8 protein-coding genes are annotated in these 15,666 nt (G+C 49.6%); 5 read left to right on the forward strand and 3 right to left on the reverse strand.

The window, feature by feature from the left end; all coding sequences use genetic code 11:
• The first annotated feature begins 85 nt into the window (after positions 1–85).
• The 5 genes from H6F51_20715 to H6F51_20735 all read left to right on the forward strand — a co-directional run bounded on the left by H6F51_20715 (position 86) and on the right by H6F51_20735 (position 10,251).
• Positions 86–1,288: an argininosuccinate synthase gene (locus tag H6F51_20715; GenBank protein MBD1824896.1), complete on the forward strand. Its 1,203-nt coding sequence runs from the start codon at positions 86–88 to the stop codon at positions 1,286–1,288.
• A gap of 266 nt (positions 1,289–1,554) precedes the next feature.
• Positions 1,555–4,578: a caspase family protein gene (locus tag H6F51_20720; protein ID MBD1824897.1), complete on the forward strand. Its 3,024-nt coding sequence runs from the start codon at positions 1,555–1,557 to the stop codon at positions 4,576–4,578.
• A gap of 72 nt (positions 4,579–4,650) precedes the next feature.
• Complete coding sequence (locus H6F51_20725; protein ID MBD1824898.1) at positions 4,651–8,823, forward strand: DEAD/DEAH box helicase; 4,173 nt, start codon at positions 4,651–4,653, stop codon at positions 8,821–8,823.
• 74 nt (positions 8,824–8,897) lie between these two features.
• The gene (locus tag H6F51_20730; protein MBD1824899.1) at positions 8,898–9,854 is read left to right on the forward strand and encodes a DUF362 domain-containing protein; all 957 of its coding nucleotides are present in this window, start codon (positions 8,898–8,900) and stop codon (positions 9,852–9,854) included.
• Between the two features lie 172 nt (positions 9,855–10,026).
• Positions 10,027–10,251, forward strand: coding sequence for a hypothetical protein (locus H6F51_20735; GenBank protein MBD1824900.1), 225 nt, complete (start codon positions 10,027–10,029; stop codon positions 10,249–10,251).
• On the opposite strand, the gene ribD is transcribed toward H6F51_20735, so the two are convergent.
• The 3 genes from ribD to H6F51_20750 all read right to left on the reverse strand — a co-directional run bounded on the left by ribD (position 10,234) and on the right by H6F51_20750 (position 15,546).
• Positions 10,234–11,325: a bifunctional diaminohydroxyphosphoribosylaminopyrimidine deaminase/5-amino-6-(5-phosphoribosylamino)uracil reductase RibD gene (ribD, locus tag H6F51_20740; GenBank protein ID MBD1824901.1), complete on the reverse strand. Its 1,092-nt coding sequence runs from the start codon at positions 11,323–11,325 to the stop codon at positions 10,234–10,236. The genes H6F51_20735 and ribD overlap by 18 nt on opposite strands.
• Positions 11,325–11,861: a hypothetical protein gene (locus tag H6F51_20745; GenBank protein MBD1824902.1), complete on the reverse strand. Its 537-nt coding sequence runs from the start codon at positions 11,859–11,861 to the stop codon at positions 11,325–11,327. Before H6F51_20745 ends, ribD begins: the two co-directional genes overlap by 1 nt.
• 238 nt (positions 11,862–12,099) lie before the next feature.
• Positions 12,100–15,546, reverse strand: a complete 3,447-nt coding sequence (locus tag H6F51_20750) for a HEAT repeat domain-containing protein (GenBank protein ID MBD1824903.1) — start codon at positions 15,544–15,546, stop codon at positions 12,100–12,102.
• Between the last annotated feature and the right edge of the window lie 120 nt (positions 15,547–15,666).

The following is a 15,666-nucleotide window of genomic DNA, read 5'->3' on the forward strand; positions in this document are numbered from 1 at the left end:
GGTACAACTTCTGATCTGTGATACAGAACTTTCGCAGCATCATTGTAAACTTGAGTGTCTTGACGTTACAGAGAGCGGAAATTTTATGGGTCGTGCGAAGAAAGTTGTGCTGGCTTATTCAGGCGGGGTCGATACTTCCGTTTGTATTCCATACCTCAAGCACGAGTGGGGAGTCGAAGAAGTCATCACTTTGGCTGCGGATTTGGGACAGGGGGATGAGTTGGAGCCGATTCGCGAGAAAGCGCTGGCTTCGGGCGCATCCGTATCGCTGGTGGCAGATGCAAAGGTCAACTTTATCAAGGATTACGCATTTCCGGCGATTCAGGCAAATGCCCTGTATGAAAACCGCTATCCGCTCTCGACTGCGTTAGCGCGTCCCCTGATTGCCAAACTGCTAGTAGATGCCGCCGCAGAATATGGAGCCGATGCCGTAGCACATGGTTGTACCGGAAAAGGAAATGATCAGGTGCGGTTTGATGTGTCGATCGCTGCCCTCAATCCCGATCTGAAAGTTCTCGCTCCAGCAAGAGAATGGGGCATGAGCCGCGAGGAAACGATCGCCTACGGAGAGCGCTTTGGGATTGCATCTCCGGTGAAGAAGAAGTCGCCTTATAGTATCGATCGCAATTTACTCGGTCGCAGTATCGAAGCAGGCCCGCTCGAAGATCCTTGGACAGAACCGCTCGAAGAAATCTACGCGATGACCAAATCGATCGAGAACACGCCGAATGAGCCAGATTACGTCGAAATCGGCTTTGAGATGGGGATTCCTGTGAGCTTGGATGGACGGTCGCTCAACTCGATCGATCTAATCACCGAACTGAATGAGCGCGTTGGCAATCACGGCATCGGACGGATCGATATGGTCGAAAACCGCTTGGTCGGAATTAAGTCGCGGGAAATCTACGAAACGCCTGCGTTGTTGGTATTGATTCAGGCGCATCGAGATCTAGAAAGTCTGACCTTGACCGCAGATGTAACACACTACAAGCGCGGTATCGAAGAAACCTACTCGCAGATGATTTATAACGGCTTGTGGTACAGTCCGCTTAAGTCGGCGCTAGATGCGTTTGTGCAGAAGACGCAAGAGAAAGTGAGCGGTACGGTTCGGGTGAAATTGTTTAAGGGCAATTCGTCGATCGTCGGTCGCAAGTCCGAAAATTCGCTGTACACGCCCGATTTGGCAACTTACGGGTCAGAAGATCAGTTTGATCACAAAGCGGCGGAAGGATTTATTTACGTCTGGGGACTGCCGACTCGCGTTTGGTCGCAGCAACACCGCAAGTAAGACCATCTATTTTGCAAAGGGGCGTTCTAAGAGCGTCCCTAATTTGCTGTAATTTCTCAGGAGTGTAATTCACAATTACTTTATCTACACATAGAGTTTGTGAATCTCTGAACGTGATTCAGCCAAAAATCAGTATTTTCCGTCAGTGCTGCTAGTTTGAGCATTTGACTCACCCAATGTCGATCGGTCACAATCGATCGTAGACCGCGAAACAAATTGGGTGCGTCCATCTCACTTCACGACCTCTGAACTAGCGCAACATCATAATGCAATCTACGCTCAAAACTGGACAAGCGAAACTGTGGATTTTACTGATCGGAGTAAGCCGATATGAAGATCGGAAGTTTCCGATCTTGCAATACTCAACGATCGATACTCAGTCTCTTGCGGATGCGTTTGTCGATGTGACTCAAGAGTTTCCGAATACTTCGATTCAGGTGCATCACGATGCTGCTGCGGCACCCTCTTTGAGTGAAGTGAAGGTGAGTTTGCAGACGATCACCGAGCAGGCAAAGCCAGAAGATACCGTCGTTGTTTATTTCTGCGGTCATGCGGCGCTTGATCTGCGCTTGCAGCAGGCAGTATTTTGCTTAGCCGATACGCAGAAAGATGCAATGCGACAAACCGGACTCAGCGCGATCGGATTGTTGGGACTGTTGGGGAATTGTGCGGCAAAGCAACAGGTCTTATGGATCGATGTCTGGCACGCGAACGGAATGACGGCTCAGACGGATGCGGCAGAATTGCTGGATAATCCGGTTGGGCAGTTGATTCAGATGTTGCAGCAGCAAGCAATGCAGCATCCTGGATTTCAAGCGCTTCTCTCTTGTAATGCCTCTGGGCGTGAAATTCAGCAGTCTTGGAAGTTTCCAGAATTAGGGCATGGAGTGTTTGCTCACTTCCTGATCGAAGGACTGCGGGGAGCGGCTGCAAACGCAGAGGGAACTGTGACAACTTCGGTGCTGGGGAACTATGTCCACGATCGCACCGTGGATTATGTCGATCGCAGCAACCAGCAGATAGAGTGGCTGCACCGCGATACAAAAAATCGATCTTCTAAAGCCATTCTGCAAACGCCAGTCCGCATTGGTCAAGCCCAAACCGTTTTGGGCATTAAGCCTAAAGATCCATTAGAGCTTTTGTTTCCAGAGATTGAAGCACCGAATATTGACCCCCCGCTTCCTCGCTCTACTCAGCCCTATCAGCCGCAGCTGGAAACCGAGACTATCGTTCCGCCCTCGATCGAGAAACCGAGTACGATCGAGCCTGAGATTCCTATCGTTCAGAAGATTGTTTCTGAGCCTAGTGCTGCTGAACCAGTCGAGCCTGCAATACCAAGCGCGATCGAGCCTACTATTCCTACGATTCAAACCATTGCTCTTGACCAGACTGCAATATCACCTGTTGCTGAATGGGTTAAACCTGAGATAACGCCTGTAACCTCTTTTCCAACGATCGCGTCTAACCCTGTTGAATCTGCAACGATCAAGAGCCTAGTTAAATCGCCTGCTTCTAAACCTGTTCGCAAGACAGGGGAGCGTCAAGTTAGACATCTTCAGGAAGCGGCTAGACAGCACTTCAATCAAGCAGGAACGACGCTGACTTCGCTGCAAGGTGCGATCGTGCAAGCCACCCAAGCTGCCGGAGAATTTGCGATCGCACAGCAGACTCAATCAAAGCAACGGGCGGCTCAACTCAAAAGTGCCGTAACTACAAAAATTAGCGCGCTGAATCGATCGATTTCTCAAGCCGCAAGCTCTGGACAAACTCTCTATCAGCAACGCGCCTCCGAGATCGGTCAAATTGCAGTAACCACGGCTCAACTCTCAAAGCAACGCGCTGTCCAACTCAAGAGCGCTGCGACCACAAAGATTAGCGCCTTGAATCAATCGATTTTTCAGACTGCAAGTTCTGGACAAGCTCTCTATCGTCAGAGAAGCTCAGAAGCAAATCAAATTGCAGCGACCACGGTGCAGCACCTCGGTCGTGCCACTCGAAATCTCACACAATCCACGCTTGAGCAAACCCAGAAGCCTAAAACTCAGAAGATGGTGACAACCGGAGTAAAAATCGTCGGTGTGGTTGCAGTTGCGGGTGTGGGAGTTGGATTATATCAATCTCGCAGTGAGCAAATTGAGACGATACAAAATCTCTCAAGTGCGGCAACCACACAGCTTGAAGCCAATCAAGCTAGAGAAGCGCTCAGCACTGCCCTTGAAGCAGGGCACAAACTTCAGCAAGTCGATCGTCCCTGGAATTTTGTGCCTGAAAGCCTGAAAATTAGCACGATCGTCACATTGCAACAAGCGATCGCAGCATCCGAGCCGCCGTTATCTCCTTTGAGCAATTCGCTTTCAAGTGCTAGCCTTAGCCCGGATCAAAAAACCTTTGCCGTTGTGACCCGCAACAACTCAATTCAACTCTGGCAACGTGCCGGGAATCAGCCTCAGTCGATCCGGGCAGAGTTGAAAGGGCACAAAGCCGCCGTTACCCAGATAGTGTTTAGTCCAGATGGCAAGCGTCTAGCCTCTGCAAGTCAAGATAAAACGATTAAGCTCTGGAATATTGAGAAGGGCATTCTGATTCAAACGCTCTCCGCTCATACGGAAGCAGTAACGGCACTCAGTTTTCGATCGGACGGAGAAGTGTTGGCATCGGGAAGCGCGGATCAAACGATTAAACTCTGGAATGTTTCCAAAGGTCGGATTCTCGACACATTCAAAGGCCATAATGCGACAGCCAGCGTCATTCGCTTTAGTCCCGATGGTCGAATTCTAGCGGCTGGAACGCTTACGAATACTCTTCATCTTTGGTATCCCGACAGTCAAAATCCGATTCTGCTTGGAACTCACGGGAGCCGCTCTGAAGCACAAGCAATCAACGATCTCGCATTTACCCCGGATGGAAAAACGATCGCTTCAGCCGGATCAGATTCAACCATTAAGCTCTGGACAGCGGGTAAGGCAAGCTCTGAGCGAGAAACGGTTCCGACTCAGACCTTATCCGGTCATGAAGCGGCGGTCACAAGCATCAGTTTTATTGCAGATGGGAAAGTTCTTGCATCAGGTGGTCGCGATCGCACAATCCGACTGTGGAATATGCAGGACGGAACCTTTTTGAAAACGCTGCTCGGATCTCAAGATCAGATTGAGCAGATTGCGCTTAGTTCAGATAGCAAAACTTTGTTAAGTGTGGGAAATCGCTATGGCTTGAAGATTTGGGACTTTGATCTAGAAACATTAATGCAAACAGGCTGTCGATTAAGTGGTAATCGTTCAGCGTGTTCTTAGAGTTCTCTCTGAGCAGCGATCGAGCTTTCTTGTTATCCTTATTTGCATCCATATTTCCCAGATTGAATGTCAATGGATGCTGAACAAACTCAGTTAATCGATCGCTACCGCAAGCTAGATCCGCTCAAGCGCCAAATTCTGCGCGTCTTTTCAGTGATTTATGAGCCTGTGAGCCGCACCGCTTTTTTGAGTTGTTTTAATCCGTTAGACACGAAAGATAAGACTGGGAAGGCTTACACTACCACTGGAATTAAGTCGCATCTCGATCGCTTATTTCAAGATGGCTTTTTAGTTCAGTATTCGGGTCAAGGGCCACAATGTAATCCGTTGATTGTGGAGGTTGCAACTCGTGAAGCAGTTGCACTAGGAGAATTTAATCAGATCGTCAGTGCTATCAATCAACACTTGCCGATTCACTGCTACGGGCAAACAGGGCCCAGATACTTCACCAACGAGCGCCAATTCCTGCGAGAAGTTCGCATTGGAATTTATCAGAATAATATGAAGTCTGTGGCTCAACAGTTCGAGGACTATTACAGATATGGCTATCAAAAGCGGAAGATTACGATCGACGAAGTCTTATCTGATGTTTGTAGCAATCCGTTTGATCCAGATTGGTTTCGGTCTTTAACACCAGATATCTATCAAGCCGGATTGATTGGAATTCTTAGTTATTCTTATTTGCATTTAGTTCCAGCAGATGAAGCGTTCAAACTGCTACAAGAAGACTGTGCAACGGGAGCAACAAAGTTCAATTGGCAGTTTCTATTGCTTGCAGAACAGTTGTTATTAAGAGGAAGACTGACCGAGGCGGAAGCCGTTTTAGAACAGTTACCAAGAGAATACCGCGATAGTGGTGCTGCATTGTGGGGATGGTTCAACATTCTCAAAGGTAATGCCGAATCTGCGATCGCCCAGTTTACGATCGCGCTTGCGGCGCTGCGAAAAGGGACTGGAAAACGCAAAGCTTACTTCCAAGCCCCAACTGGATTGTTCTTTATTTTGGCGCTGATCAAAGAAGGCTCTTCAGCACGACTCGACGAAGCGAAGAACTATGCTGCGAGCGGACGACAAGCAAAACACTGGCTCAGTTTGACCTATGAAACCCTAGAGAAACTCATTCAACTGCAACAAGGTGATATTGCTCAGAAAGAGTGGATTTTTGATCTCGTGCCTTACCGCAATCAGCACAGTCTTGAAACACTGTTGAACTCATTGGCGCTCTACTGGGCAGATGCCGATGCTGCTAAACCCTTGTTGACAAACTCATTAGAAACATTCCATCAAACTGCAAAAGCAGCAGGCTATGATTGGATCGCACTTGAATCTGCACTGCTCTTATCTAAGATCAAGCCTAAAGGTGAGTTTAACGATGTTGCACAACAGTTGCAGCAATCTATGGCGATTACACCCATCATTGATTTACTACGATCGCAGCAACCTTGGGAGCTATGTCTAAACGCACTGGTAAACTTGCAAAAAGAACCCGCTAAACCGACCAAAGGAGAGGCAGAACGGCGTTTAGCTTGGTTTGTAACATTACTCAAGAATCAATGGTTACTGCAACCCCGTGAACAATCGATCAACGCTAGAGGGGAATGGGGCAAAGGTCGGAACATTGCGCTAAGACGATTAGATAAGTCGCTACAAGAATTTCCTTACCTCACTGAACAAGATCGCAAAGCTTGTACTGAACTTAAAGCGACTCCAAGTAGCTACTACGGACAGATGGACTATCGCTTCGGAGAGCGAGCAATCGCGGCACTGGTTGGACATCCTCATGTGTTCTGGGAAGATACCAACACGCGCATCGAGATTGTGAAAGGGGAACCCGAACTGATTGTTAAAAAAGGCAGAAACGAAAATCTAAAGCTGCAACTATCACCTGCTGTGAAAGACAACCAGAGCATTGTAGTTGTGAAAGAAAGCCCGACGCGACTCAAGGTGATCGAAATGACTCTAGAGCATCGTCGGATCGCTGAGATTCTAGGATCAAAAAATCAGTTAGATGTGCCTGCGATCGCAAAAGATCAAGTCCTTGCCGCCATTCATGCGATTTCTAATCTAGTCACAGTCCATTCTGATATCGGTGGCGGGGTCAGTGCGGAAGAAGTCCCTGCCGATGCAACTCCGAACATTCATCTCCTACCTGCGGGAACGGGGCTAAAAGTTGCAGTGTTAGTGCGTCCGTTTGCAACAGGCGGATCATACTACCGTCCCGGTATGGGTGGTGAAACAGTGATTGCTGAAGTTGAAGGAAAGCGATTGCAAACGACACGCGACCTAAGACAAGAACGAAAATTAGCAAAGAGCGTTATTGCAGATTGCCGCACGTTAGAAGAGTACGAGGAGGAGGACAGCGAATGGTGGATTGAAGATCCCGAAGCTTGTTTAGAACTGCTGCTTGAACTGCAAGAATTGGGCGATCGGGTGATCATCTCGCATCCCGAAGGCGAGAAGTTCCGCATTCGCAAGCAGGTTGGATTGGGAGATTTTCAGCTTAAGATTCAGCGCCAGCGCGATTGGTTTGAGGCGAGCGGCGAAGTGAAATTAGACGAAGATTCTGTCTTGGAAATGCAGCGACTTCTAGAGTTGCTAGGACAAACATCCAGCCGATTTATTCGCCTCGAAGATGGTCAATTTCTCGCGCTCACGCAAGAATTTCGCAAACGTCTGGATGACTTCAGAGCGATCGCAGAGAATCACGGTAAAAAGACACGCTTTCATCCCCTAGCAGCAGTCGCGATCGAAGACTGGATGGATGAAGTTGGAGAACTTGAAGCCGACAAATATTGGCAGCAACATATCAAGAAATTGAAAGAAGTTGAAGCACTTGCTCCCATCGTTCCATCAACGTTACAGGCAGAATTAAGAGAGTATCAAATTGAAGGGTTTCGCTGGATGGCAAAACTGGCGCATTGGGGCGTTGGGGCGTGCTTAGCGGACGGCATGGGACTTGGAAAGACCTTGCAATCGATCGCGCTTATTCTCACCCGCGCTGCTAACGGAGCAACGCTAGTAATTGCCCCTACTTCGGTTTGTCTGAATTGGATTAGCGAGATTGATCGATTTGCGCCCACATTGAATGTTATTCAATTCGGTAGCGGCGATCGCCAGAAAGTCATCGATCGATTACAACCTTTCGACGTTCTGATTTGCAGTTACGGCTTACTTCAGCAAGATGATGTGGCGCAACTGTTAGCAAAAGTGAAATGGGAAACGATCATTCTCGATGAAGCCCAATCGATCAAAAATTTTGCAACGAAGCGATCGCAAGCTGCAATGAATTTACAAGGTGGATTCAAACTCATTACAACGGGAACACCGATCGAAAATCACTTAGGCGAGTTATGGAATTTATTCAGATTTATTAATCCTGGATTACTCGGATCGCTAGAGCAATTTAACGAGCGATTTGCCGTTCCGATCGAACGCTTCGAGGACAAACAAGCCCGCACTCGCTTAAGAAAACTCATTCAACCCTTCCTCCTCCGCCGCACGAAAAGTCAAGTTTTACAGGAGTTGCCCTCGCGTACCGAAATTGCGCTGCACGTCGAACTCAGCACTGAAGAACGGCTATTCTACGAAGCACTGAGAAAGAGCGCGATCGAACGTCTTGCCGAATCTGATGCTACCGCAGGCCAAAAACATCTACAGGTGCTGGCGGAACTGATGAAGCTGCGTCGGGCTTGCTGCAATTCCCGCTTAGTCACCCCGAAATCACCGCTACCGAGTGCAAAACTTCAGCTATTCGGGGAAGTGCTAGAAGAATTATTAGACAACCGCCATAAAGTTCTAGTCTTTAGTCAATTTGTCGATCACCTACATATCTTGCGCGAATATTTGGACGAAAAAGCGATCGCCTATCAATATCTCGACGGCAGCACCTCAACTCCCGAACGCAAAAAACGTATTGATGCGTTTCAATCTGGAATCGGGGATGTCTTTCTCATCAGCCTGAAAGCAGGAGGAACTGGGCTGAACCTGACTGCTGCGGACTATGTAATTCACATGGACCCGTGGTGGAACCCAGCGGTTGAAGATCAAGCCAGCGATCGCGCTCATCGCATCGGTCAACAGCGTCCGGTGACAATCTACCGACTGGTGGCGAAAGATACGATCGAAGATCAAATCGTAGACTTGCACCAACACAAACGCGAACTCGCTGACAGCCTACTTGAAGGCACAGAGATTAGCGGCAAGGTCTCTACTGAAGACCTACTGCAACTAATTCAAGCCGGTTAGGGCGATCGCTCCTCCAAATTGGAATTTTTAGCAATCAGAGTTACAGTATTCAAAAAACTTCACCTCACTGACCTATGAAACCTGCCGTTAGTTTGCTGCGTGTCACATCTTACGATCTCGTTGAACTCCGCGCAGCCCTCGAAACCCTACTCGAACCGCTCGGAGGAATCGGCGGCATCGTCAAACCCGGCGATCGTGTTCTGCTCAAACCGAATCTGCTCACAGGCGCGCGTCCTGGAAAAGAATGCGTCACCCGCCCAGAAATCGTCTACTGTGTCGCGAAAATGGTGCAGGAGGCAGGCGGAAAGCCGTTTCTTGGAGATAGCCCTGCGTTTGGGAGCGCCCTTGGAGTCGCTAAAGCCAGTGGTTACTTACCCTTAACCGCATCGCTCAACTTACCAATTGTTGAATTCAAAGGCAAACGCTACGAAACGATCGGCGAAGAGTTCAATCATTTGTTGCTGTGCAAGGAAGCGATCGAAGCCGATGTCGTGATTAACTTGCCTAAAGTAAAATCCCACGTGCAACTGACCGTAACAATGGGCGTGAAGAATCTGTTCGGCTGCGTTCCTGGCAAAATGAAAGCTTGGTGGCACATGGAAGCCGGAAAAGATCCCGATCGCTTCGGCACAATGCTGGTCGAAACGGCTCGCACGATCAACCCAGACCTCACGATTATTGATGGCATTATCGGGCATGAAGGCAATGGGCCGAGCGGCGGTGAGCCGAGAAATTTAGGTGTATTGGGGGCATCACGGAACGTGTTTGCGCTCGATCGCGCCATTGTTGACATTCTCAAAGTCGATCCGGTGGCGGTTCCGACCCTGATCGCAAGTCAGCGCTTAGGACTCTGCTCAACGACCGACGAAATCGAGTTTCCGCACCTTTGCCCGATCGATTTACAAATCGCAGACTGGCGACTCCCTGACAAGATGATGCCGATCGATTTTGGCGCGCCTCGCGTTCTCAAATCCACCTTCAAGCATCTTTACATTCGATTCATCAAAGAACCAATGGCAGCCTATCGCTGAGCCAAACCATGAGCTAAAACGCGAAGGATGAGAAAAATTTATGCGGTTCGGCCCTTGGATTACGCGCTGTAATGGCTTAATGATCTTTTAATAACTGTTGTTGCAGCTTGTAAGGTCTAACCCTACTTCTGGGCAGATTCAGTATCGTAAAAGAACCTCATCCTTCGTTCTTATGAATCCAACTCTTCTCCGTCAAGTCTGGGCAATCGTCGAAGCGACTCAAGCCCCACACCTTCTAAACCTTGATGATGCTCATCTTGTTCAGTCTCTTCTCCGGCAGTTCAGTATCCAACAACCGCTCAACTCTGAAGAAATGAAACTTATCTCAAGCTATCTCCATTCGCGAGTGAGTTTAATTCGCGACTTGGCTTCCGATCGCTTAGCCGTTCCCGCCTAAATACCCTTCGATCAATAAATCCGACTCGATCGTTTGCCACCTCACTCGCACTAACTGAATTGCGTCCGTCATCTTCTCTAAACCTAAATTCCCGATCGGCGTTGGGGCATCGCTTCCGCCAATAATTTTCGGTGCCACAAACGCCCAAATTTTTTGTACACAGCCTTGTGCGATCGCCTGAGCTGCTAATATACCCCCACATTCCCACAGCACCGTATTCAAGCCGCGATCGTACAACTGCATCATCACCGCATCAGGCGTTAACTCCTCTAAATTCACGACCTCAACACCCTGTTGGGTAAGATTCGTTTGAACAGCTTGGTCGGCGTTCAACTGAGTAAATACGATCGTCGATGCACTCTCTGTATTCCAAAGATTCGCTTTCAGCGGCAGATTGAGAGTTCGACTCATCACGACCCGCAACGGTTGATGCTGAGAGAGTCCGTGGGTTGTCAACTGCGGATTATCGTTACGAACCGTATTGCCGCCGATGACGATCGCGTCACACATCGTTCTGAGTTGATGAACCCGATGTCGCGATGCTTCACCTGTCACCCAACTGCTATGTCCGCTAGTTGCGGCAATCTTGCCATCCAGCGTCATTGCATATTTGAGAATGCCAAACGGACGATGCCGCAAAATTCGATGCACAAACGCCTCATTCAGCGTCTGACAATCCGCTTCCTCAACCCCGACACTCACTTCAATCCCTGCCTGTTTCAAAGTCGCAATTCCGCTGCCTGCGACCTTTGGATTCGGATCAACCATACCAACCACCACACGCCGAATTCCCGCTTCAACTACGGCTTCCGAGCAAGGCGGCGTTCTGCCATGATGATTACAAGGCTCGAGATTGACGTATAGCGTTGCTCCTTGCGATCTCGCTCCCGCCTGTCTCAGCGCAAACACTTCCGCATGTGGCTCTCCCGCTTTCGGATGAAACCCTTCCCCAACAATTTCTTCATCCGCCACAATAACGCAGCCTACCATCGGATTCGGGGCTGTCCGCCCGATCGCAGTTCGCGCCAACTCCAAGCAGCGCTGCATCATCGCTCGATCAAACGCTGCCGACATTAGTACAGACTGCTAGAAGTCGAGTAATGGCTCAAAATCTCCTGTCCCCACCGTACCAACCGCTCTGAGCCTTCGATCATCAGCAAGTACTGACCCCGATCGAGATGGTGACGATAAATACTGGCAGTCGTCCCCTCTCCGAACAAGCCAAACAGCGCTCCAATCACTGCCCCTAAAAAGCCACTGACGATCGACAACGCCGGAATTAATAAAGGATTTTGCAGCTCTGGAATGCTCAACCAGCCCATGTGACCCGCAACGACGAATAGCAGTCCTGTGATCGCGCCGATCGTTCCAAGGGTCACACTCAGAAGCCGTGCTTTGCGAACGGCAAGCTGCATCGGCTTCATCAGTCCGACGCTTTCGGGATTACTGTAACCTGTACCGACGATCGCAAGGTGTTCAGGGGAAATGCCGTGATAATGGAGCAGGCGGTAGGCTTGAAAAACAGAAGCTTCGTCCGGGAAAACCATCACGGCAAGGAAAGATTGACGACGCATCAAGCCATTTTTGCGGAGGAACCGTGTAACTGACACAGGAGTAGCTCAGGAATAGCAATTTATCCCTGAATTCTAAACCCTCTCGCTTGATTTACCTATGCACCGAAGGAGGAATTTAATTATTGTTTTTATCAGTTTTATAACAACTTTGTTACAAGAAGATTAGCTCTAGATCAGTCACAGGTTTACAGGATTGGATAGAGAAGCTTGAGAGAGAAGCTTGTCCCACTTTATATCTCTATATCTCTCCCTACTCTTACAGCGAATGCGAGGTTTAGTTGCGATCGTGCCCTTGGCTGGTTCCTCCCAGCGCTGCCACGATGACTTCTGCTTCGCCGCTAATGCGCCACAGTGTCCGACTAGCTTCCTTGCTAACCAACTCATATTCGCCTCGAAACGACTCAATCAACGCGGGAATCGCAGATTTTGCATCTGGCCCGATACAACCGAGGGCATAAGCTGCCACCCATCGAACTTGCCAATTTTCATCCTTAAGCGCAGCAATCAAGGCGGGGATTGCTGGCTTTGCTGCGGCGTTAAAACTCGCTAAAACCCAAGCGGCGCTGCTCCGAACATGAGCCACTTTCGAGTCTAGAGCGCTAATCAAAGCTGGAAGTGAGCTAATACCGAGCTTACCCAGCGTTGCAATCGCTTCTCCGCTGACTCGTCGATCCTCGTCGCGTAAGCGTTCTACTAAAGCGGGAATTGCAGTTCGCGCTTCGGGACCGATGTTCCCGATCGTCCGTGCCACTTCCCGCCGGATGCACCAATCACGATCCTGAAACTCTCGAATTAGCGCAGGCAACACATTTTTCGATGCCGTACCCAGTTCCCCAAGCTCTCGGATCGCTTCAATCCGCGCGATCGTCTCTCCGGTTGAAAGCATTGGCGTTAAGCGTCTCAGTCGTTGCTCGATCTGAGATTTACGCAACACCTCCGCGCTCAGCCCGACTCGCTGCCCCAGTTCTTCGAGAACAAAATCCGGCACATCAATCTCGGTACTCCGCGTTAAGCAGCAATCCCGCATCGCCAGCAAGAATCCTTGAATCGTGTCCGGCGCACCCGGCATGGTATCTGCCTGCATCAACCAGGTACTCCAAGCCGTGCGATCGTCCTGATACTGTTCTACTAAATGCAGCGCGGCTAAACACTCGGCTAGCGGGTCAAGAGAAAATGTGATTTGATCTTGGGCAGGGCCGATCGCATGGACAATTCGCAATCGTTTTTCCAGGTGCCTGAGCCTTGCTTTTACGGTCTCTTCGTCTGCCTCAGTTTGAGCTTGCAGCGCATCCAGAATTGCTTCGCGTTTCGCTGGAGCCGGACGATAAAAATGCTTCAGGCATTCCCAAGCAATAATTTTTGTGTCTTCATGCACCGTGAGATTATCTGGCTCATCTTCTGCTGCATCGCGATTCAGCTCGTTGAGATAACTCAGCATCAAGTCCGGAATATTATCCGGCAGAACGCCCTCACTGCCCTCTTTTTTCGCGATCATCTGCTCTGCGTAAAGCTTTGCCAGTAGAACGGTGATATTGCGCTGTCCTACCATTCTCGATAGTTGACTACACGCATCAAAGTATTCGGCATCTGTGAATAATTCCCGCTTGTGGCGTTGATTCAAATACGCTTCCAGAAATGAAGACAAGCGATTTCCTTCGATCCGTAGGGGCTTCACGGTTGTTTTGGGAACCTCGTCTAAGGTTTCTTCAACCCGCGAGGTGACGACCAAAGCGTTGGCTGGAAAGTCAGGATGTCCGGGGCGGATTTGCTGGCGTGTTTCTTCGCTCAGTTCAGACAGTCGATCGACAATCACCAAAATTCGTCGCTGTCTCAGCAATTTCTCTAAAAACTCATCGCAGAGTGGATCGGCGGCATCAATCAAGGCTTGCAGTTGTCCCCGAATTGCCTCACGGAACGGACTCTTCTCTTCGGGTAGCTTGAAATCTAGTTCCTGCTCGATCAGAACAGGCAGCATTCGATGCCGGCTTAGGCGCTCATCCGGATCGTCTGACATTGCCCATTTTGCCAAGTGACAGGCGAGGCTCGTTTTTCCGACTCCACCCTCGCCCCAGATCAATAAACACTGCCGCCCGTCCCAAAACGTTGTGTGTAAATCATGGCTGCTCAGTTCTGCGATCGCGTTGCCGTCCATCACCACCGGAATTGGAATATACACCTTGCGATCGCTGACCGTGCTTTTGTGAGCAAATGCCTCCCGTGCAACGTTAATCTGCTGCTTCACCCACGCATCTAACACTCGCGGGTGATAATGCAGCCAACCAATAAACAACACGAACCGCAATGGAATTTTAATACTGCCGCCTAAAGGACTCGCAATCTCAAAATCTGTGTAAGGTTGTAGTGCATTATTTAGTTTAAGTAACCATAAGGGACGAACGAGTAATACAGTGAGCCACAGCGAGGGCATCGATAACAGATAAAGCGCGATCAATGCGGCTGCGGGATTCGCCTGTGACCACTCAAACACCCGCTCGAATAGCCGCGAATCCTTTTCGTTCTTAAGAACGTTGAGCGATCGACGCACAGTAGCGGTAACTTCTTCGTTAAACTGAGCTTGCGGGTTTTCCAGAATAGGCAATGCTGTTTCGAGAGTGCTGTAAGCCGCAACTAGCTCGGAAGCAGATAGCTTTGCTGCTTTATCCTGCAATACCCCTGCCAATCGTCCCACGGATACTGCGGCGTTGATCCGCACTCCTGAATCCTCATCTTTGAGTGCATTAACTAACTTTGGCAGCGTCGATCGTGCATTCGTTCCGATCCGCCCCAGGGCAGTTGCCGCACTAGAGCGGACATCTTTATCCAGATCTTTGAGCAGATAAGTCAGTTCCGGAACCGCTGCGCTTGCCGCTGCGCCAATTCGCCCTAATGCTAGTGCTGCAAACAATCGAGTTTTGCGATCGGGGTGCTGCAAAGTGCTTCTCAGTTGCGGAACGGCTGCACCTGCCTCTCCTGCAAACGCCCCTAAAGTCGATGCAGTAGTCATCCGAATTTCTGCATCTGGGTCGGCTAGCAACTGCGCCAAGATGGGCACTGCCGATTTGGCATCTGCGCCTAGCTTACTGAGGGCAACGATCGCCGCTAGTCGCATGTCTCTTTCCGGTGCATTCAGCGCATCGGTGAGCGCAGGAATTGCTGGTTTAGCATCGGCTCCAATCTCTGCGATCACGTTAATCGCTTTAATCCGAACAGTGCGATTTGGATCTTCGAGTGCGGCAGTTAAATCTGGGACGGCTTCCTTTGCTGCACTGCCAAACTTGCCAATGGCTTGTGTCGCACCGATACGAATGTCGGCATCTTTGTCTTTAAGTGCAATCATCAAGGCTGGAATCGCGCTTTTTTCGGGATTTTCTAATTTTGAAAGCGCAGCTAAAGCGGCAAGCCGAATTTCTTTAGATGAACTACCGATCGCCTCGATGAAGACTGGAGTTGCAGCTTTGGCGTTCAGTTCACCCAACCTGGCAATTGCAAACAAGCGCGATCGTTGCGGTTCTTTCTCGTTTTGAGCAAGGGCGATCAGGGCTGAGATCGTGGGCTTGCCGCGCTTTTTGAGATCTGCGGCGGATTGTTCTGTCGTTACCAGCTTGCGGATTTCTGCGGGCGTCGTTTGTGCTGAGCCTGAACTTGAGGCGAGTGTTAGCGCCAGACATAACAGCGTTGCTTGACTCGCTAATGTGAAAATCTTGGGGGTGTGCGCTGCCATAGAAAAAGCCTGCAAACGAGATCCATCGTATGCAGGGCTACAACTCGGATTTGGATGCGGATGAATTTGACGGTGAGAAGATCCGTAAAATTCCTAGTCTTCAAACACGATGCAACCCTG

This window comes from Cyanobacteria bacterium FACHB-DQ100 (assembly GCA_014695195.1).
Classification (GTDB): domain Bacteria; phylum Cyanobacteriota; class Cyanobacteriia; order Leptolyngbyales; family Leptolyngbyaceae; genus Leptolyngbya.

What these genes read in the sequence shown, in the direction of transcription:
- H6F51_20715 (MBD1824896.1), top strand. Translation starts at nt 86, where the DNA reads ATGGGTCGTGCGAAGAAAGTTGTGCTGGCTTATTCAGGCGGGGTCGAT.
- H6F51_20720 (MBD1824897.1), top strand. Translation starts at nt 1,555, where the DNA reads ATGCAATCTACGCTCAAAACTGGACAAGCGAAACTGTGGATTTTACTG.
- H6F51_20725 (MBD1824898.1), top strand. Translation starts at nt 4,651, where the DNA reads ATGGATGCTGAACAAACTCAGTTAATCGATCGCTACCGCAAGCTAGAT.
- H6F51_20730 (MBD1824899.1), top strand. Translation starts at nt 8,898, where the DNA reads ATGAAACCTGCCGTTAGTTTGCTGCGTGTCACATCTTACGATCTCGTT.
- H6F51_20735 (MBD1824900.1), top strand. Translation starts at nt 10,027, where the DNA reads ATGAATCCAACTCTTCTCCGTCAAGTCTGGGCAATCGTCGAAGCGACT.
- ribD (MBD1824901.1), bottom strand. Translation starts at nt 11,325, where the DNA reads ATGTCGGCAGCGTTTGATCGAGCGATGATGCAGCGCTGCTTGGAGTTG.
- H6F51_20750 (MBD1824903.1), bottom strand. Translation starts at nt 15,546, where the DNA reads ATGGCAGCGCACACCCCCAAGATTTTCACATTAGCGAGTCAAGCAACG.